The sequence below is a fragment of the Nocardia carnea genome (assembly GCF_029868325.1).
GTDB classification, from domain to species: domain Bacteria; phylum Actinomycetota; class Actinomycetes; order Mycobacteriales; family Mycobacteriaceae; genus Nocardia; species Nocardia carnea_C.
This window is the reverse complement of the sequence record NZ_JARWNW010000300.1, coordinates 22,793-40,728: the sequence shown is the minus strand read 5'-3', so window position 1 is coordinate 40,728 and position 17,936 is coordinate 22,793. Positions and strand designations below refer to the sequence as shown.

General features: G+C 63.5%; 18 protein-coding genes and 1 pseudogene. 10 read left to right on the top strand and 9 right to left on the bottom strand.

All coding sequences use genetic code 11. From position 1 onward, the window contains the following. Window positions 1-442: 442 nt before the first annotated feature. The 5 genes and pseudogenes from QH196_RS32600 to QH196_RS29105 all read left to right on the top strand — a co-directional run. Window positions 443-1,330: pseudogene (locus QH196_RS32600) on the top strand (toxin glutamine deamidase domain-containing protein); the annotation flags it as partial. Window positions 1,331-1,436: 106 nt separating this feature from the next. Then, window positions 1,437-2,033 (top strand): hypothetical protein, encoded by a 597-nt coding sequence (locus tag QH196_RS29120; protein ID WP_280419050.1) that lies wholly within the window; start codon window positions 1,437-1,439, stop codon window positions 2,031-2,033. Next, window positions 1,967-2,701, top strand: coding sequence for a hypothetical protein (locus QH196_RS29115; protein ID WP_280419049.1), 735 nt, complete (start codon window positions 1,967-1,969; stop codon window positions 2,699-2,701). Before QH196_RS29120 ends, QH196_RS29115 begins: the two co-directional genes overlap by 67 nt. Window positions 2,702-2,755: 54 nt before the next feature. Beyond that, complete coding sequence (locus QH196_RS29110) at window positions 2,756-3,142, top strand: hypothetical protein (protein ID WP_280419048.1); 387 nt, start codon at window positions 2,756-2,758, stop codon at window positions 3,140-3,142. A 106-nt stretch (window positions 3,143-3,248) separates the two neighbouring features. Further along, window positions 3,249-3,938: a hypothetical protein gene (locus QH196_RS29105; RefSeq protein ID WP_280419047.1), complete on the top strand. Its 690-nt coding sequence runs from the start codon at window positions 3,249-3,251 to the stop codon at window positions 3,936-3,938. A 372-nt stretch (window positions 3,939-4,310) separates the two neighbouring features. On the opposite strand, the gene QH196_RS29100 is transcribed toward QH196_RS29105, so the two are convergent. The 5 genes from QH196_RS29100 to QH196_RS29080 all read right to left on the bottom strand — a co-directional run bounded on the left by QH196_RS29100 (window position 4,311) and on the right by QH196_RS29080 (window position 7,231). Beyond that, window positions 4,311-4,634 carry a hypothetical protein gene (locus tag QH196_RS29100; protein WP_280419046.1) on the bottom strand — a complete coding sequence of 108 codons (324 nt, stop codon included), beginning with the start codon at window positions 4,632-4,634 and terminating at the stop codon, window positions 4,311-4,313. Window positions 4,635-4,650: 16 nt separating this feature from the next. Continuing rightward, a complete protein-coding gene (locus QH196_RS29095; RefSeq protein ID WP_280419045.1) occupies window positions 4,651-5,046 on the bottom strand; it encodes a hypothetical protein in 396 nt (131 codons plus the stop codon). After that, window positions 5,047-6,279: an amidase domain-containing protein gene (locus tag QH196_RS29090; RefSeq protein WP_280419044.1), complete on the bottom strand. Its 1,233-nt coding sequence runs from the start codon at window positions 6,277-6,279 to the stop codon at window positions 5,047-5,049. Between the two features lie 210 nt (window positions 6,280-6,489). Beyond that, window positions 6,490-6,816, bottom strand: a complete 327-nt coding sequence (locus tag QH196_RS29085) for a hypothetical protein (protein ID WP_280419043.1) — start codon at window positions 6,814-6,816, stop codon at window positions 6,490-6,492. Between the two features lie 64 nt (window positions 6,817-6,880). Beyond that, the gene (locus QH196_RS29080) at window positions 6,881-7,231 is read right to left on the bottom strand and encodes a hypothetical protein (protein ID WP_280419042.1); all 351 of its coding nucleotides are present in this window, start codon (window positions 7,229-7,231) and stop codon (window positions 6,881-6,883) included. A gap of 168 nt (window positions 7,232-7,399) precedes the next feature. Here QH196_RS29080 and QH196_RS29075 point away from each other — a divergent pair, with 168 nt between their 5' ends. Beyond that, window positions 7,400-8,893, top strand: coding sequence for a helix-turn-helix domain-containing protein (locus QH196_RS29075; protein ID WP_280419041.1), 1,494 nt, complete (start codon window positions 7,400-7,402; stop codon window positions 8,891-8,893). Beyond that, window positions 8,877-9,446 carry a flavin reductase family protein gene (locus QH196_RS29070; protein ID WP_280419040.1) on the top strand — a complete coding sequence of 190 codons (570 nt, stop codon included), beginning with the start codon at window positions 8,877-8,879 and terminating at the stop codon, window positions 9,444-9,446. The genes QH196_RS29075 and QH196_RS29070 overlap by 17 nt, the downstream gene beginning before the upstream one ends. Window positions 9,447-10,358: 912 nt before the next feature. Here the strand turns inward: QH196_RS29070 and QH196_RS29065 are convergent. The 4 genes from QH196_RS29065 to QH196_RS29050 form a co-directional block, all read right to left on the bottom strand. After that, window positions 10,359-10,958 carry an exonuclease domain-containing protein gene (locus QH196_RS29065; protein ID WP_280419039.1) on the bottom strand — a complete coding sequence of 200 codons (600 nt, stop codon included), beginning with the start codon at window positions 10,956-10,958 and terminating at the stop codon, window positions 10,359-10,361. 68 nt (window positions 10,959-11,026) lie between these two features. Then, window positions 11,027-11,617, bottom strand: a complete 591-nt coding sequence (locus QH196_RS29060; protein WP_280419038.1) for a DUF4352 domain-containing protein — start codon at window positions 11,615-11,617, stop codon at window positions 11,027-11,029. Between the two features lie 173 nt (window positions 11,618-11,790). Further along, complete coding sequence (locus QH196_RS29055; protein WP_280419037.1) at window positions 11,791-12,087, bottom strand: hypothetical protein; 297 nt, start codon at window positions 12,085-12,087, stop codon at window positions 11,791-11,793. A 14-nt stretch (window positions 12,088-12,101) separates the two neighbouring features. Next, window positions 12,102-12,440: a hypothetical protein gene (locus tag QH196_RS29050; RefSeq protein WP_280419036.1), complete on the bottom strand. Its 339-nt coding sequence runs from the start codon at window positions 12,438-12,440 to the stop codon at window positions 12,102-12,104. Between the two features lie 184 nt (window positions 12,441-12,624). Here QH196_RS29050 and QH196_RS29045 point away from each other — a divergent pair, with 184 nt between their 5' ends. Genes QH196_RS29045 through QH196_RS29035 form a run of 3 tightly spaced genes read left to right on the top strand, consistent with a single transcriptional unit; the run spans window position 12,625 to window position 17,935 of the window. Further along, window positions 12,625-14,649 (top strand): N-6 DNA methylase, encoded by a 2,025-nt coding sequence (locus tag QH196_RS29045; protein WP_280419035.1) that lies wholly within the window; start codon window positions 12,625-12,627, stop codon window positions 14,647-14,649. Then, the gene (locus tag QH196_RS29040; protein ID WP_280419034.1) at window positions 14,646-16,631 is read left to right on the top strand and encodes a type I restriction-modification system subunit M; all 1,986 of its coding nucleotides are present in this window, start codon (window positions 14,646-14,648) and stop codon (window positions 16,629-16,631) included. Before QH196_RS29045 ends, QH196_RS29040 begins: the two co-directional genes overlap by 4 nt. Then, window positions 16,628-17,935, top strand: a complete 1,308-nt coding sequence (locus QH196_RS29035; protein ID WP_348538117.1) for a restriction endonuclease subunit S — start codon at window positions 16,628-16,630, stop codon at window positions 17,933-17,935. Before QH196_RS29040 ends, QH196_RS29035 begins: the two co-directional genes overlap by 4 nt. Window position 17,936: the final 1 nt, after the last annotated feature.

Sequence of the window (17,936 nt, the reverse complement as noted above, 5' to 3'; positions counted from 1 at the left end):
CGGGCGCGGTCGGGCCGGCCCGCCCCCCCCCCCCCCGCGCGCCGCGCGCGCCCCCCCCCCCCCCCCCCCCCCCGCGCGCCGCGTGCGCCCCCCCCCCGCCCGCCCCCCCCCCCCCCCCCCCCCCCCCCCCCCCCCCCGGCCGCAAGACGGTCGAAGCCCCGTCGGCGACGGCCGACGCACCGACACGCCGGCCGCCCCCGCTCCCCGCCCACAGAATCCACCGAACCCCACGCGCGTTTTCCGCGAAGATTGCCGTCAGCTCCCGCCGGTCGAGGGACGCGTAACACCGGTAGCACCGACGGCACGTCCACGGTCCGGGCCCGCGTACAGCGTGCGGCATGTCGATGTCCCGGGGAATCCTCCCCAGCGGATCACCGTCGCCACGATCGCGGTCCACGTGAGCGCGCCTCCGGATGTGCCCCGCGCGGATGTGCATCGGGTGATGGAATCCGTACAGACAACCGTCGACAGCGCCTTCAACCGCGGCTACGAACTCCCGGGCGGCGAACGGATCCTGCTCGATATCGTTTACACCAGCGATCCGGCGGCCGCGAATATCTGGGTTTCCGTCGATCCCCGGCAGAACGGGCCGAGCATCTGGAATCCGCATCACGCGGATCCCGGCACTCTCGCCGGCTTCGTGCGCGACCAGTTGGGAATCGGTCCGAGCCGACCAGGGGATCCCGGCCTGAACACCGCGGACCTCCGCGTGATCGGCAACGATATCGCCACCGCGAATACCCGCGCCCCCTTCGCCGACCCTTCCCAGGGCCGAGTCTTCGCGGATGGATACCTCCGGCCTGTCGAACGCCCGGAATACCAGGCCGCCGTCGAGGACGCCCTGCGCAACGGCGACCACTTCCAGATGTTCGCCGACCCACGAACAAATCCCTACTTCTCGCGAATCAACGACGGCGGTACCAGCGTTCCCGGCCGCAACAACAATTGCGTCGAAAGCTGCATGGCTCTCCTCTCGTCGTTCTTCGGCCGGCCCCTGGTTGCCGCGCCGTGCTGGCGAGCCGAGCAACCCGATGCGCGGGGACGGGTGACGGCCGGCGAGGCCGACAGCCTGCGGCGCTCGGCAGCCTGGCTCGGCCAGGATCTGCGGTCCGGATTCGACCTCGGCAGCACCATCAACGAGCAGTTCCGCGGACTGCACGATCAAGTCGCTCGCATGGGGCCGGGTGCCGCGGCGTTCGTGGTCAACCAATGGCATGCCCGTGACCCCGCCACCAGAGAATTCCAGTACAGCCCCGACGGCCGGCCTGTCATCGACGGCAACCACGCCATCGCCATCGTCTACCCGCTCGGCGCCGACGGCCCGGTATGGGTGGACCCCCAGGGCAACCGTCTGGCCGAAGGCCCGCCGCAGGACCTGATCGCCGACTCGGCCGGCCTATGGTTCAACGTCATTCCCTCCCCGATAGGAGTACCCGATGCCGGCACAGTTCGAGACCGAGGAACAGGTGAAAACCCATCTGGCACAGATCCTCGAAACCGATCGGGAGTACCGGATCTACCAGATCGATCACGGGTGGGTGTGCTCCCCGATACCGACCCAGCACGAAACGTCGACCCAACAGGACGTCGGGATGCCGAAACTGGTAGTCGACGCGGAGAACGGAGCGATCTACGAGTACCCGAGCTGGTCGCTCGGAATGATCACCAGCAGCTTCCACACCTCCAAGGAGGAGGGCAGCCGACCCCAGGCCGTACAGATCTACCCCAGGCAACCCCCGCCGCCCCCCGCATGGACCCCGGAACCACCCCGAACTCACCATCGCGCCCCCCAGGTGCATATCCAGAAGGAATGGGAGGAGGCCCTGTCAGTCGGGTACACGGTGACCTTCGACAACCCGTTCCTGGCCGGCAAGCTGTTCCTCCTGGGGATCAACAAGCAGACCCGTCACGTCCAGCCCATGGGGGATTTCCAGCCCGGCGACCGGACACCGGAACAGGTGGCCGCGTGGATCACGCAGTACCGCCTCACCAACCGGGGGGCATGGCCCGACCGGGGGAGTTTCGACCACTAGGCCCGACACCCCCCACCACCGCGGGCGCCGGCCGCGCGACCGAACGCGACTTTCTCGACAACCGCCGAGACGCCGAGCGTCAGGACGGCGAGATCTCCTTCGACAGCTACCTCCCCAACGGGGAGCCGGTGGTGCACCGCCCTGAACTCACTGCCATCGGCGACGACTTCCGCACGCATATGGTTCGTCACAACGTACGCAACGAAGGAGAACACGACGTAGTCGTACACGGCACTGAAAGTGGTGCACCGATCCCCGGATTGCACGACGAAGTACACCCTGAACAGATCGTCCGGGCCATACTCGACAACCCGCACTACGAACCGGGTACACCAGTACGACTATTGGCGTGTTTCAGTGGCAACGAGTTCGGCTGGGCGCAGTATGTGTCCGATCGCCTGGGCGTACCGGTGCGCGCTCCCACTGATGCAGTGGGAGCGCCCCGCATCCCGGGTTCGACCGCAATCATTCGCGATCATGGAGTGTGGGTCACTTTCCATCCGAATACGGAACATCAACCTACCGGTTCATTTCATGAACGAGGTCAACTACCCGATACTGCGGGTGCAGAATACAATGGCCGACGGTCGGCCTACGGCCACCCGCCGGGCTGGGACTTCATGGGCAACGAACGGAGCCGATTCGAGGATCCCGAGACCATGAATTGAACCAGTCCGCCACATTGCCAAGCCATTGCCGGAGACGAAACAAGGAAATCGATAGTGACACTGAAGCCGGTCGGACTGTACCGCGAGATGTACAAGCCCGGACGCCACCAGGAACTACCCTCGATATTCGACGCGTTGACCAGCGGCGCCATAGGTGATCGCGAACGCATTGCGCAGTACATGGAATCCTCTCCAGGAGTCCTCGATGTCCTCGACGTAGTTACAGATGTGCTGAACAATACCGACAGAATCGCAAGCGCATCGTCTCTCATTTCCGATGGCGAGTGGATCTGGCGAGTCGATTCGGTCCACTACTTCGGTAAATACAATCTCGATATTCCGGAAGGGTTTCTCGAACATGTTCGCATGAGAAACTACGTCCCACCCAACGACGTCACACTCTCACCGGAATTCGAGTCCGAGATGCTCGAGTACTTCTAGAGTCACACAATACCTCGGACCTGGAAGGACTTACGCGCCGCCGAGTGTTCCACTACGTCAACCCGTAACGACCACAGTGCAACCCATTGAGCCCGGAGGGGTTTTCATGACCGATATTCGCATATTCAATCGGCTCGGAAGGCCCGCACTTCCACCTATATCGGAGAACGATCGGGCAACCGCACGCAGGAGCCCCGGGAAGTGGTTCTACTACGTGGATCCCGCGGTCAGTCGCGACGGACCGATCTTTCCGGAGAACGTTATGTCCGGGCGGAAAGCCGATGACGCAGGCAATGTGAGCGAAGAATACTGGATGAACGACGGATTCATTCCTGCCCCGAGTACAGCGGGAATGAAATTCGCCAACGAATTCGAAATGATATTCTGGCGAACCATGAAGGGGTACTGCCGTGCCGGCGACTTCGTGCGGGGACTTTCCGGAGCGGAATTATTGGCAGTTGCGCTCGAAGATATGCCTGATAAGGCGCCTCTGAAATACGAGGGCGAAGAAAGAGTGCTCGAGGTATACACATCGGCAAAGTTCCTACCCGCAGACACCAACCCCTTTCTTCGAATATCGCTGACCGGAATGTACATTCTGGATTACATCTGCCCCATTGAGAACACCGTCATCCATTTCAACCCCGGGGGCGCACCGAGCATGGGTTTGTGGGGCTCCATGATCCTCTCGCTGTGGAACGAACTCAAAGAAGTCGACGCGCAGATCAAGGCGGACGAGGAACAGGGCATCGTATTCGATGTACCACCCGAACCCGGTCGCCCGAGGAGTGTGTGAAGTTGTCCCGCTCGACCGGCAACCCCGGAGAGTGCCCGGGGCGATGGCATCGGCCGAGGATGGTTCATGGCTTGTCCCGGCGTTCGGGCAGTATCACCTACAGGATCAGCACGGCGAGTGGCAGGCCGATCGCGATGGCGAATCCGAGCGCGATCATTGTTCGGTCCTGTGCTGTGTGGTGAGTGCCGACCCGAGGGAATATTCCTGTGTTCCGGTGATCAGGTCGGCGGCTTGGGTGACCACCCACCACGGGGTGCGCGGCTTGAGGGCGCCGTAGTTCGGCAGCGGTGCCGACGCCGAAGGTGGCCTGCTTCCCGTGCGCCAGAATCGATTAAGCGAATCTGCCGGCTCGGTACGGTCGAATGAGGAGTGCTACTGGGACAACGCGTCCACCGCATTGCCGACGCGATCGAGACTCGTAGCGTACCGTTCGTCGACGGACATCCGGCTCGTGATGACCTCCACGATTTTCTGGCCGATACTGTCGAGCTCTGCCAGGCTCGACAGTATGTCGGTCTTGCGCATTTGCGCGAAATCAACCAAAGCAGCTCCGGTCTGCCAGCCGTCGTTGGCCTGCTTGGCGGGCTCGATCTCGTCGAATTGTTGTTCGAGACGGACACGCGAATCGTTGCTATCGGTGGAGATAGCTGTCCCGGCCTGGCGGGCCGTTTCGGGATCGATGCAGATTTCGGCCATGGTGAATCCTGTTCTGTCAGAAACGGCCGGTACACGGATGGTATTCGGCCGAGATCGGTTCCTCGGAACCCGGATCGACCAGCGCGGACCCGACAAGCAGCGCGTAACCGACGGTGACTACGAATGCGAGGCCCGCCATGATAATGGCCGGTACTTTGATGGCAATCGATTCGAACCGGAGGACCGACACAACGAACACGATCGCCGCGGCTCCCGCGACAAGTAAAAGGAGTGTGGCGGACCAGTTGAAAACTACTGCCGCCATCGGCACGTCGATATCCCGTGCGCAATGCGAAGCGAGCAGAGCTTCCTTTCGCTCGTCCAGTTTTCCGTCTGCTGCAACGAGCAGGAGTACAGCAGCGATGAAGCCCGCAACAACGACTGCGGCAGAGGGCAGGGCGAGGCGTTTCAACTACCAGGTCTCCTTCGGACGGATGACGCGAACGTTCTGAGTGCCGCCATCCTGGTTGGAGAATCCCATCCGGTTGGTCAAGCTCAAGTCCTTGCCGTTGGTGGTGTGCTGGGAATACAAGACATCCCCGTTGGGCAGCACTGCGGTGACCACCGCGGTGTGGTGGGCTTCACCGGCGTTGTAGTCGCCGACCTCCTGCGTGTGTTCCCAATAGAGCACGTCGCCCGGTTTCACGCCGCCCAAACCGACATCCTCCGCGCCGTTCTCCAGAAAGAGGTTCTTCTGCTTTTCCGCATTGAACCATGTGTCGGTGTAGCTCAGGCCTTGCAGGGAGCCCGGGCCCGGAGGGTCGAAGTCGATCCCAGCCGTTCGGCTCCGGTTCCAGCCGTCCGAATCAGTGGTCATATCGCCCTTGGGATCCAGACCAGCGGCGGCCAGCGTCGTCGAAACAAAGTGTGCGCAGTTGTTCTCGAATATATCTATCGAGGTGTCGTCCGCGTGGTCGCGGGCGAACTCCACCGCCGCGACTGCGTTGTAGCCGTTCGATCCCTCGAGTTCTTTCTTGACACTGTCGGGGATGCCTTCCAGCCCATGGAGTTCGACCGGCACCGCCAACATGAGTTGCTCTCGCCGGTCGACGGAAAGCGAATTCCACCATGCTTCCACTACATCGGGTGGCTGTCCTTGGGGTAGTGTTTCGCGGATTGCATCCAAGGCATCGGTCACCGCCGAGGATTGCTGGGCGGTCGCATCCTCCAAGGAGGCGGTGTCGACGTCGATGCTCAGTTTTCGGAGTGCCTCTGCGACTTCTTGATCGGCGCGGTTCGCCGCATCGATCGCATCCTTGATCAATGTGTTGTATCGGTTGCAGTCGTCCAAGGCAGTATCCGGATCATGATGACCGTCGGGGACAACCAGCACGTCGCCGTCGAGTCGCAGACCTGCTACTGCGCCGGCCGCGATCGCGGAGCTCGCCTGTCCTTGAGCAATGCGAGCGGCGTCTTCCAATGTGTCCAGCGCCGTTACAGCTCCCCGCAGCAGCACTGCGACTTCTTCCAGTTTGCCGGTGACATCCGAGATCCGATTCCGGACGATGTCGCCCAAGTAATCCGTCCAGGATTCCTCGAGCCGGCGAGATCCGTTTGCGTGGATCGCAGCGACGGCCTCCTCACAATCCTTGGCCGCGGCCAGTAGGTCGTCGGCTGCTGATTGCCACTTGCCTGGATCTGCCATTCGGAGTTGATGTAAATTCACAAGCCCCCCTTCTGCTCCCGGCCGCCTCCCAGCATAGGTCTGGTGATCGCCACACATCAAGCCGGGGCCAGCTACATTTTCGCTGGTGATGGGCGGATGGTTATGGCTTGTCGCGGCGTTCGGGCAGCGTTACCGACAGGATCAGCACGGCGAGTGGCAGGCCGATCGCGATGGTGAATCCGAGTGTGATCACTGTCCGGTCCCGCGCTGTGTGGTGATTGCCGACCCGAAGGGATAGGCCTGTGTTCCGGTGATCAGGTCGGCGGCTTGGGTGACCACCCACCACGGGGTGCGCGGCTCGAGGGCGCCGAGGTGGGGGATCACGACCGCGTCCGCGGCGTGCTCGAGGGCGTACTGGACGGCGATCAGCGCGGCCAGGACGGCGACGGTATCCGTGTGGACGGTGTGGACGATGGTCAGCCGGTGTTTTCGCGTCAGTGCTTCATAGGTGGCCGGGTCGTGGGTGCTGTGCAGGAGGGCAACCGCCCGTGTCGGTGCGTCAGGTTTCGTCACCATGCTTGCCCCTCCACGATTCGACACGGACGTACCGGGACCGGGCCGCACGCCCTCGGCCCGGCGATCACTGGTGGTCCTCGATGTACTGGGCCGCGAGCCGGAACCGGGGGCAGTTGTGTGTGGTGTGGTCGGCCATCAGGTGGATGGCGTGTGCTCGCCCGCGGATGGGGTCGGTGCTCTTGCAGGCTGCCGGGTGGTCGAGGTGGCGGAGGCCGGCAGCGACGCGTTCGAGGAGGTCGCGGTTGCGGGTGTGCCAGAGTCGGAGGGTGGCCGCCATCGACTGGTTGTGCGCGCGTCTGGTGGGGAGTTTCGGTAGTTCCTGACGCAGGTGGTCGTCGACCGGGGCGGTACCGGAAGGGATCGGGTCCACGCAGGCCGGCTCGCGGACGGTGGTTTCGGTGGAAGGAACGGGCATAACGGTCGGCTCCGGGTTCGGTCGGGGCGAAAGTCGAGCGTGCGCCTCTGCGGGTTGCGGTATTGATTGGTTTCAGCATTGCTGTGTTCTTGCGGTAGAAGGACACACCGAACCCGTACGGAGGCCGTACGCTGGCGGTAATTGCAGCGGAGGGGAGAACGCCGAAAGATGACGATTATCAAGTGGACTGGGCTTGAGGTTGCCGCGCTGCGTACGGCGTTGCGGGATACGCAGGTTCAGTTCGCCGACCGGATCGGTTGTTCGATCGAGTCGGTCGGCAAATGGGAACGCAGGGGCGCAGATATCACCTTGGGGGCAAAGTACGCCGAGTGTATGGACACCGCCCGCAGGCGGCTCGATGATGAACAGGCGGCCCGCTTCGAGCGGCTGGTGGAAGTCGGAGAACCCCATCAGCGAACTGGGTGTTTCGGAGCTGAAGTTCATCCTTCGGACCAAACGCCTACCTCTTCGGTAACATCGAAAGCCATCTCTCAAAGCGGAGAGAGATTCGCTCGTACCGATGTCGTTACAGAAGGCCGTGACGGTGCCGAGTCGGAGATTCACTTGAACGATGGGGGTGATCCCACGAAGCGGCGAGAAGCACTACGGGCGATGGGCATTTCCGCGATGACTGTTGGTATAGGTGTCGCCGGGATTGTCAACAATGCTGCGCAGGAGTCTGCAGAGCTGATGAACGCTGTCGAGCGTTCGCCGGCCGACCCGGATTCGCTGCACGATGCGGCTGAAGACTTGTATCGACTGGCATCGGACTATGCGGTCGATCCGGATATTTCGCGCATTTTCGTTCGGCTCACGGCTCTGCGGGATCAGATCGCAGCGGTGATTCACCGAACTGGCCGAGTCAGCGATCTGCAGGATCTGTACGTTCTATTTTCTGCGACCTGTGTGTTGCTGGCCTCGGTCTCCCACGATCTCGCTGAGCCACAGGCGGCGATGACTCAGACGAGGGTCGCCAGCCGATTCGCCGAGCTCGCCGGCCACAGCTCACTGCTGTCGTGGGTGTTCTGCACTCGGGCGATGATTGCTTCTTGGTGGGGTCGACCGGAACAGGTGTTGCGGGAGGTCGACAGAGCTGGCGCCAAGTATGGTCTCGCCGGCCTGCGGCTGGGCGGCCTCGAAGCACGCGCTCATGCACAGCGCGGCGACCGTGAATCGGCGCTGACGGCGTTACACGCTGCTAGGAGACAACGGGAACGTTTGCCCGGCGTAGGCGAACTGGCCGATCTCGGTCCGATCTTCACCTTCTCCTCGGCCCGCCAGCACTACTACGACGCCACGATATTCGCCAAGCTGGGCGACTGGACGAACACCGAGCGACAAGCGGAGGCTGTGATCGGCTGCTATGGGCCGACCCCGGATGCGTCGTGGCCGGTCACCCTGACGCTGGCCCAGGCAGACCTGGCACGGGCACGGCTACATCTCGAAGGCCCGCATTCATCTCTCGGCACCCTGCTGCCCGCACTGGAAGTGCCCGCGGTTCAGCATCTGCCGCAGTTTCGCGCCGCACTCCGAGCCATACAGAAAGACCTGGAGGCTCACGCTGCGGGCGCAAGTTCCGACGGCCGAATAATGCAGGACGCCATCCGGTCATTCGCGATGGTTTCGAAAATTGCAAAGGTGGGGGATGGCAGACTCGCTTGATCTTGCCCACCGATTACTCGCCCCGCGCATCGCCTATCTGATCGGCACCAAGGACGAGAACGAAATTGCCAACCTGATTCCCGTATCCAACCTGACATCAGTGTCCACGAAGCCGCAACAGGTAGCGATAGCGGTGCTCAAGCAGTGGCGGACATATAAGAATTTGCTGATGGCCGACGGATTCACGGTCACAGTGCCGACGATCCAGCAGTTGGAATCGGTGTGGAAACTCGGTGCGAGATATTCGAAGTTTTCGGTGGTTGATCCAGTCGAGAAGCTGGCCTCGTGCGGTCTGGAGTTGGATCGCGATGCCTCGCCTTACGGACCGGTTGTGCCCTCCGGGATCGGCTCGCTGAGTTGTCGGGTGGTGGCACGAATCGATCTGAACGGTGACCACGGCATTACGGTCGGGGAGGTGGAGCAGGTGTGGTTCAATCGGGAATATCTCACTGCGGAGGGTAAGCCGAAGGCCGCGACACCCCCGTTGATGCAGCAGACGGGGAATCTCTTCACCACTTCCGCGGAGGCGCTGGTTTCGGTGGACTACTACTGACATATGCCCGACAGATAGATCGAAATGGCCAGCTCTCGGCGAGGTGAGTGACCCTCGACGTCCACGTCAGCCTCGTATCTCGATTATCCGCAGCGACAGGCCCCGGTCATCCGGTCGGGGACCATATCGCAGGACGGGCACCGATCCTCCGCCCGGACCACTGTCGCCCTGGGGAATGTTTCCGGTACCGCGTTGGGCCGGGATCGCCGGCTCTTGCTTCGTTTCGAACGGTCGGCGGTGAGCCTTCGCGCCTTTTCCGCCAGGCGGCGCGCCGTCGCGGGAGCGGCTGGTTGCTTCCGGCGCGCGTGTGCAGCGTGTAGCTGCTCGACCGCCATCTGTTTGGTGACGTGAAGGAGCCCTGCGGCCCGCGCTGCGTCCCGGCAGGAGCGGGCCGAACCGGTCGGATTGCGCGAGAACCACGTCTTCGCGAACTCTTCCCACTGCTTCCGTGCTTTGGACGGCGGCGTTACTCCGGGATTCTTTACCGGCCGTGCTGCGGAACCGCCGCCGGCCTTGCGTGCGGGCGTCGCAGCGGCCCTTGGCGTACTCCTGGCGGCATGCCCTCCACCTCGCCGCCGTTCGCCGGCCGGCGAACGAATCTCGCGTACCGCGCCGAACTCGAACGGATCGCGTGGTCCGGGTCGTAGCGAGGGTCTTCGTCGCTCCGGTGTGCCCGGTTGCTGTACCAGTTGTTTACTGACATCGCACTGCCTTATCGATGACCCCTTCGGCGACCTAGGTTCACGCGAAGTATTCGCAGCATAGCGGTGGAATCCAACACCCAGATACCGCACGAGGGGCGGGTGGAGCTCGGTGTGATGGCGGCGGGCTTCGGCGAATCGCAGCCGAGGGTTCCGCCGCCATCGGACAGCGCCGTAGGTGCCGGGCTGCATGGCAAACATTCTCGGTAGATCAGCGACAGCCGATGTTGCCGTTGGGGCCGAGTGCGCCCAGTCGCGTACCGGTGGCTTTCGCCAAAGCTGCCAGGTCGTGGGCGCCTACCCGGGCGGCGATCGTGATGGCGATATCCGCCGCTGCGGCTGCGTCGGCGCCGGCCTCGTGGTGCTGGGCGACGCGGGTGCCGAGTGCCGCGGCGACCTCCTTCAACCCGTGCCGAGGCAGATGCGGAAGGTGTTGCTTCGCCCATCGCCGGGTGCAGCCGTATTCCCAGGTCGGGACCGGTATTCGGCTGTGGTCGCACGCTTGTACCAGCGCCGCCATATCGAAGGTGGCATTGTGGGCGATCACCGGAAGTCCGTCGATGACCGTCACTGCCGCCCGCAGTTGCTCGGCGAAAGAGGGTTGATTCGCGACCATTTCAGCGGTGATGCCGTGGATTCCGACGTTCACCGGATTGAAGCTGTCGACCGGTGCGGGCGGTCGGCAGAGCCAGGTGCGGGTGCTCACCCGGGTTCCGTTGCGGACGATAGCGACGCCGATCGAGCAGATGCTGCCGTATTTCGGGTTTGCCGTTTCGACGTCGAGGGCGGCGAAGTTCAGAGTGGTGGTCATCGACCTTCTTTCAGAGAGCGAGTGGTTCCATAGCGGGAGAGGTGTGTGGTGTCGTCGGGTACGGCAGGTCACCGCACCGCGACCTGGACGCCGCCGGAGAACGCCGAATCGTGGAATTCCAGGGCTGCGGGGATGGTGCCGACGGGGACGTCGAACGCGAGGATCACCGAGAACTTGTTGCCGGGGTTGATATCGGTGTAGACGTCGTCGTTCAGGTAGATCTCGGCTTCGGTGTCGTTGGTGAATTCCCGGCCCTGGGCGTCGATCAGTTTCTGGTTGCTGCCGAAATAGGATTGTGGCTGGTCGCTGGTGTTCGTGACGTCGATGTGGACGAGGACGAACTCGCCCTGTGCCGTTTTGCTCAGGTAGTCGCCGCCGACCGTCTTCACCGCGGGTTCGACCTCCGTGACGACGAATGCGAATTTGCCGTCGCGTACTTCGGTTCCGGCGGGTGCGAGGGGATCACCCTCGTCGGGTGCGGAGCCGGCGGTGACGCTGCTGCTCGGGCTGTCGGAGTCGTCTGCGCTGGTAGCGATGATGCCGGCGCATCCACCGCACAGCAGGATGAAGAAGCCGAGTACACCGAGGACGATCCAGAGCCCGGTGCGGCTCTTGCGCGGGGGCTGCGGATGAGGGAGGGGATAGTGCGGGTTGGTCATCTGACCGGACTCCTTGGTTCGGGGTGGTTCGGGCATGCGGGATCGGCCCGACGGCGCTTGCCGCGAGATGCGTGTATTTCGCTGGGGCCGGAGGCTGAGCCGCCGGTGGACGGCGGCTCAGCGGTTCCGCGGGAGATATCGGTTACCAGCAGTGGCGGTGGTCGCCGGAAGGACTACGAGAGCCCGTCGAAGCTGCCCGTGGCCATGAGGCTCAGCAGGTGCAGCGGCATTTCGCCGTAGGGCACCACCGAGAGCCGGTAGCGGCCGTTGTTCAGCCGGTCGCACAGCACGACGGCGCCGGCGACCGAACCGTAGGCGGCTTTGTCGGCGTTGCAGGCCCATTCGGCGTCGTAGCCGGAGTAGTGCCGGACGTGGGTTTCGGCGTTGGCGGTGCCGGCGCCGAGTCCGACGGTGAGTGCGGTGGCGCCGACGGCGAGGACGGAAGCGGTGATTCGGGTGCGTAGGGACACGCGGTCTCCTGAATTCAGGCCACGGGCTCGGGGCCGGTGGCGGGATTACTTGCGCTGTTGCGCGCCTGGCTGGTGAGGTGCCAGCCGGCGCAGTGCGGGCATCGGTAGGCCCGTTGCTCCCGTCTTCTGGGGTTGTCGTGGTCGAGGCCGGCCAAGGCCAGCTCGGCGGTTTCGGGTTCGAAGTAGCGGATCTTCCCGGTGTGCGCGCACCGGCTGCGGCGGGGGAGCGGCGGCAGACCGCGGAGGTCGTCGCCGTGCCGCAATCGCAGCGGGCGGTGCCCGCGGGCGGCGAGGCGGCGGCGGTAACCCTTGTCGCGTGCGTGGTCGAGGAGCTGGTCGCGGTGGTTGGGCATGGCGGTACTCCTTGCAAGACAAGGAATTCGGATTCGGAAGTCGGCGTTCCGGGGTGGTCGCCGTATGCCGAGAACGCTAGACGACATCAGCGTGCAGAGCAAGCGAAAACATTGTCAATCAACACTTAGGTGGTTGACGAGTGTTCTCAGTCCGCCTAGGTTGTTGCTTGACGAAAGGAGGCGTATGCCCGAGACCGCCCCACTGGTCACCGCCGCGGAAATCTCCCGGCTGGCCGGTGTCACCCGAGCGACCGTCAGTAACTGGCGCCGGCGGCATCCCGGCTTCCCGTCTCCGGCGGGCGGCAGCGAAGCGCGGCCGGTGTTCGACCTGTCCGAAGTGCGGCAGTGGCTGCAAGAACACGGTGTGAATTCCGCCGAGTCGCCACTACAGCATCTGCGTACGGTGTTGCGTGCGCAGGTGGCACCAGCGGAGGTTCCGCCTCTGCTCGCGCTGCTCGCGCCTATCGGCGCCGCGCTCGGTCCATCGGCAGCGGATGACGAGAGTTCCGAAGTAGTCCGTGCGGTACGGGCCGCGGTCGCCGACGCCGGGCCGGGTCCGGTTATCGAGGCACTGGCCGAACGCGGCTTGGAGGAGGGCCCGACCACCGGCGTCTACACAACCCCCGACGAGATCGCAGACCTGATGGCGGAGCTGGCGTACACGCCCGGAGCGGATACTCGGACGGTTTTGGACCCGGCCTGCGGCAGCGGCGCCCTACTCGTTGCGGCGGCCCGGCGCGGCGCCCGCGAATGCTACGGGCAAGACATATTGCCGGTGCAGACCCAGCGGGCGGCGCTGAATATCGCGCGCGGGGCCCCGGATATCGAGGTGGACACCCGGGTCGGGGACAGTCTCCTCGCCGATGCGTTCGCCGATCTCGAAGCCGATACCGTCCTGTGCAATCCGCCCAACCAGCAACGTGATTGGGGCGCCGACGAATTGGCGCTCGATCCACGCTGGACCTACGGCGTGCCGCCGCGCGGCGAATCCGAACTGGCGTGGGTGCAGCACGCGCTCGCGCATCTGCGGCCGGGCGGCACGGCGGTGCTGCTGCTACCGCCCGCCGTCGCCTTCCGTGGCACGGGTCGCCGGATCAGGAGTGAGCTGCTGCGCCAGGGCGCTTTGCGTGCGGTAATAGGCCTCCCGGCCGGCGCCGCTCCGCCTCGTCAGCTGGGTTTGCATGTGTGGGTGCTGCGTAGCCCGGCGCCGGGTGACAGCCGGTCGGGCGAGGTGCTGTTCGTCGACGCAGCACGTCTCGAACCGGCCTCGGAACCCGGAAAACCGGGCGCGGTGCGCGACCTTGCCGAGACCATTCTCGAATCATGGCGGCATTTCGACGAAAACAGTAGCGAAAAAGGTGGCCTGCCCGATGTAGCCGCTGTGGTTCGCGTGATAGACGTCCTGGACGAGGACGTCGACCTGACTCCGGGGCGGTATGTCCGTGGCGCGGTGGACGCCGACCGCACCGCCGATGCCGCGGGCGCCGGGATGCGGGATCTGGAAGTCGCCATCGACGATCTGTGTGGCGAGTTCGACGAGCTACCCGAGTTCCACGGGATCGAGAAACGGGCCTGGCGCACCGCTACCGTCGCCGACCTGGCCAAAGGCGGCGCGCTGGAGGTCCACCTGACTAGGCAGCGCCGCGAGGAGGACGCAACGTCCAACGATCCACATCTCGGCGCAGCTGTCCTCACCACCCGCGATCTCCTCGCCGATACCGAGCCGTCCGGCGTGGCCGAGCCCGGCAGGGCGACCGTTTCGGTGGTCATCGAACCCGGCGACGTGGTGATGCCGCTGCTGCGCGGTATGCGCGAGGAACATCCCCGCGCCCGCGTCGCGGGCAGCGCGGAGGCCGGCGCCCTGCTCGGCCCGAACGTCTTCCTGCTGCGTCCCGCCCCCGGCCGTCTCGACCCATGGTTCCTCGCCGGTTTCGTAGCGAGCCCCGAAAACGCCGCAGCCGCCGTCGGCGCCACCACGATCCGCGTGGTCCCCAGCCGCCTCCGCATCCCCCTCTTACCGCTCGATCAGCAACAGCGATACGGTGCGATGTTCCAACGGCTGCACCGATTACGCCACGCGGCCCGCCGCGCCGACCGTTCCGCGGCCCGGCTCGCCGGACTGCTCGGCACCGGCCTCACCGCCGGCGCCCTCGAACCACACGACCCGCTCGCCGCCGACGCGGAGCGACTCCTGGAAGGTAGGAAGTGAACACCAACAAGCACACCGAACTGGCCAACCACGCATGGTCGGTCGCCGACCTGCTGCGTGGCGATTACAAACAGTCCGACTACGGCAAGGTGATCCTGCCGTTCACGGTGCTGCGCCGGTTGGAGTGTGTGCTGGAACCGACGCGAGGCCAGGTGGTCGAGCAGGCGGCGCAGCTGGCGGATACCGATATCGACCCGGATCCGTTCCTGCGCGCCGCCGCCGGCACGGAGTTCTACAACACCACCGACATCACCCTCAAGAAGGTGCTGGCCGACGCCTCGCATGCGATGAAAAACATGCTCGCCTATATCGGCGGGTTCTCGGCCAATGCGCTCGAGGTGCTGGAGAAGTACGAATTCGCCCAGCAGATACGCAAACTCGACGGCGCGGGCCTGCTCTACCAGGTGGTCGGCAAATTCGCCGACCTGGACCTGCACCCGGACCAGGTGCCGAACCACAATATGGGTTACGTCTTCGAGGAACTGATCCGGCGCTTCGCCGAACAGTCCAACGAGACCGCCGGTGAACACTTTACCCCGCGCGAAGTGATCGAGCTGATGGTGAACCTGCTGCTCGCCCCCGACGAGGACAAGATCTACCGCCCCGGCGTCACCCTTCGCGTCCTCGACCCCGCCTGCGGAACCGGCGGCATGCTCAGCGCTGCCGAGGAACACATTTCCAAGCTGAACGCGCAGGCGCGGGTGGAGGTGTACGGCCAGGAACTGAACCCGGAATCGTGGGCGATCTGCCGTTCCGACCTGATGATCAAAGGGCAGAACCCGGACAACATCGTGTTCGGCAACACCTTCAGCAACCCCGGCCACGACGAAATCCGCGCAGACTATCTGCTCGCCAACCCGCCGTTCGGGGTGGAGTGGAAGAAGGTGAAGGAGGATGTCGAATGGGAGCACAAGAACCTCGGTGAGGCGGGACGGTTCGGTGCCGGCCTGCCCCGGATCAACGACGGCTCCCTGCTTTTCCTGCAGCACATGATCTCCAAGATGAAACCGGCCTCCTCCGGCGGCAGCCGGGTGGCGATCGTCTTCAACGGGTCACCGCTGTTCACCGGCTCCGCGGAATCCGGCGAATCGAATATCCGCAAATGGATCATCGAAAGCGACTACTTGGAAGCCGTTGTCGCGCTGCCGGACCAGCTGTTCTACAACACCGGCATCTCCACCTACTTCTGGATCCTCACCAACCGGAAATCCCCCGAACAAGCGGGCAAAGTAATCCTGCTCGACGCTCGCGACTACTGGCAGAAGATGCGGAAATCCCTGGGCGACAAGCGCAAGATGCTGTCGCGAGAGCAGATCGACGACGTCATCCGCATCTACAGCAACGCCCTCGATATTGCCGCCGACCCGGAACACGCCGACCATGGCAAGGTGAAGGTCTTCGCCAACAGCGATTTCGGATACCGCCGAATCACCGTCGAACGTCCCCTTCGTCTCCGCTTCGAACTCACCGAAGAAGCTCTGGACAAGCTCGCCGCGGCGGCGCCGGTCAAGAAGGCGTACCCGAACCCCGAGGATTTCCGGAAGCTGCTCCGGCCACTTGTGGGGTCGAAGTGGTCGGCCAAGACCGACGCGATCTCGGCGCTGAAGGACGCGGTAGTAGGTGCCGGCGAACCCTGGCCCACCGGTGCGCCGTTCGCGAAGCTCTTGCGGGAGGTCCTTGGGGTGCGCGATCCCGAGGGCGAAATGCAACTGGTGAAGGGAGAACCGGAACCTGATCCTGAACTTCGCGATTCCGAAGACGTTCCGTTGAAACAAGGCGTGGAGGAGTACCTGTCGCGCGAGGTGCTGCCCCATGTACCGGATGCGTGGATCGATTACTCGAAAACGAAGATCGGATACGAGATTCCATTCACGCGGCATTTCTACGTATACACGCCACCTCGGCCGCTGGAGGAAATAGATGCCGAATTGAAGGCGCTGGAGTCCGAAATTCAGCAACTGCTGGGCGAGGTCACTCGATGATGACTGTACAATTGCGTCGAGCCGTGCTCGATTCATGTGACGGCCCGTTCGGGAGCGCGATTAAGTCCGAGCATTACGTTGATAGTGGAGCGCGGGTTATCAGGCTCGGGAACATCGGGACCGGATTCTGGAAGGATTCCGACGAAGCGTACCTACCGCTTGAGTACTGGAGAAGTCTTGCTGGACATCATGCTGAATCGGGAGACGTGGTCGTAGCCGGTCTCGGGGATGAGAATAATCGAGTCGGCCGTGCGTGTGTCGTACCGGATATTGGACCCGCGCTTGTCAAAGCGGACTGCTACCGATTTCGGGTTGATCCGAACCTCCTGGATCCTCGCTACCTGGCTGCGTACCTTTCGTCGGAAGCCGGTCTCGCTGAGATGCGAGGCTTGGCTGATGGATCCACTCGACTTCGCTTGACCTTGGGGAAGGCTCTGTCTGTCCGTATCCCTCTGCTTCCGCTGGAGGAGCAGCGCCGCATCGCCGACTTCCTCGACGCCGAAACCTCTCGCATCGACCGTATCTTGATTTTGCGCAAGCGGAGCATTGCTCTTCTAGGGGAGAGAATTGCGACGGTTATTGATTCCCTTGTCAGGGGTCAGCGGTATGCGCAGCGCGTGCCGACCGATTTTCTACCGCTAGGTCATGTCCCCGAATCATGGGTTGTTGCTCGGCTCCGTAGCCTGCGCTGTCAGGTGCAGACGGGTCCATTCGGAAGCCAGTTACACGCGGAGGATTATGTGGATAACGGCTGGCCTGTAGTAAACCCGGCGAACATCACGCCTCAGGGCATTGTCGGGGATACCGCGGTGACGGTGTCGGACGAGGTTCGAGCGCGCCTCACGCGGCATATTCTCGAAGAAGGTGATGTCGTGTTCGGTCGTCGTGGAGAACTGGGACGCGCGGCCGTTGTCACCAGCGAGCAGGCTGGATGGATCTGCGGAACGGGGTCCTTGCGTGTGCGGCTGAATTCAGGGGAATTTCACCCCGGGTACCTGATGCGATATTTAGGTATTCCAGCTCTTCGCCACTACTTCCTTGAACAATCGGTGGGAAGTACAATGGCGAATCTCAACAGCTCTATCCTGTTGCGTATGCCGTTGCTTCTTCCGGGCTTCGCGGAGCAAGAGGAGATATCTCGGGAATGTGATTCGGCTGAGCGGGCTATCCGGTATCAAATAGGGCTAATCGAGAAGCAATCTTCTATACTCGCTGAGCGTCGCCAAGCCCTCATCACAGCAGCCGTAACCGGCCAGTTCGACGTCTCTACAGCGTCAGGCAGAAACATCACACAGGGGGTATGAC

Bases quoted from the DNA above. Each gene is read 5' to 3' on its own strand.
- QH196_RS29120 (WP_280419050.1), top strand. From the start codon at position 1,437: ATGCCGGCACAGTTCGAGACCGAGGAACAGGTGAAAACCCATCTGGCA.
- QH196_RS29085 (WP_280419043.1), bottom strand. From the start codon at position 6,816: ATGGTGACGAAACCTGACGCACCGACACGGGCGGTTGCCCTCCTGCAC.
- QH196_RS29060 (WP_280419038.1), bottom strand. From the start codon at position 11,617: ATGACCAACCCGCACTATCCCCTCCCTCATCCGCAGCCCCCGCGCAAG.
- QH196_RS29100 (WP_280419046.1), bottom strand. From the start codon at position 4,634: ATGGCCGAAATCTGCATCGATCCCGAAACGGCCCGCCAGGCCGGGACA.
- QH196_RS29070 (WP_280419040.1), top strand. From the start codon at position 8,877: ATGGCAGACTCGCTTGATCTTGCCCACCGATTACTCGCCCCGCGCATC.
- QH196_RS29080 (WP_280419042.1), bottom strand. From the start codon at position 7,231: ATGCCCGTTCCTTCCACCGAAACCACCGTCCGCGAGCCGGCCTGCGTG.
- QH196_RS29090 (WP_280419044.1), bottom strand. From the start codon at position 6,279: ATGGCAGATCCAGGCAAGTGGCAATCAGCAGCCGACGACCTACTGGCC.
- QH196_RS29035 (WP_348538117.1), top strand. From the start codon at position 16,628: ATGATGACTGTACAATTGCGTCGAGCCGTGCTCGATTCATGTGACGGC.
- QH196_RS29075 (WP_280419041.1), top strand. From the start codon at position 7,400: ATGACGATTATCAAGTGGACTGGGCTTGAGGTTGCCGCGCTGCGTACG.
- QH196_RS29050 (WP_280419036.1), bottom strand. From the start codon at position 12,440: ATGCCCAACCACCGCGACCAGCTCCTCGACCACGCACGCGACAAGGGT.
- QH196_RS29045 (WP_280419035.1), top strand. From the start codon at position 12,625: ATGCCCGAGACCGCCCCACTGGTCACCGCCGCGGAAATCTCCCGGCTG.
- QH196_RS29105 (WP_280419047.1), top strand. From the start codon at position 3,249: ATGACCGATATTCGCATATTCAATCGGCTCGGAAGGCCCGCACTTCCA.
- QH196_RS29065 (WP_280419039.1), bottom strand. From the start codon at position 10,958: ATGACCACCACTCTGAACTTCGCCGCCCTCGACGTCGAAACGGCAAAC.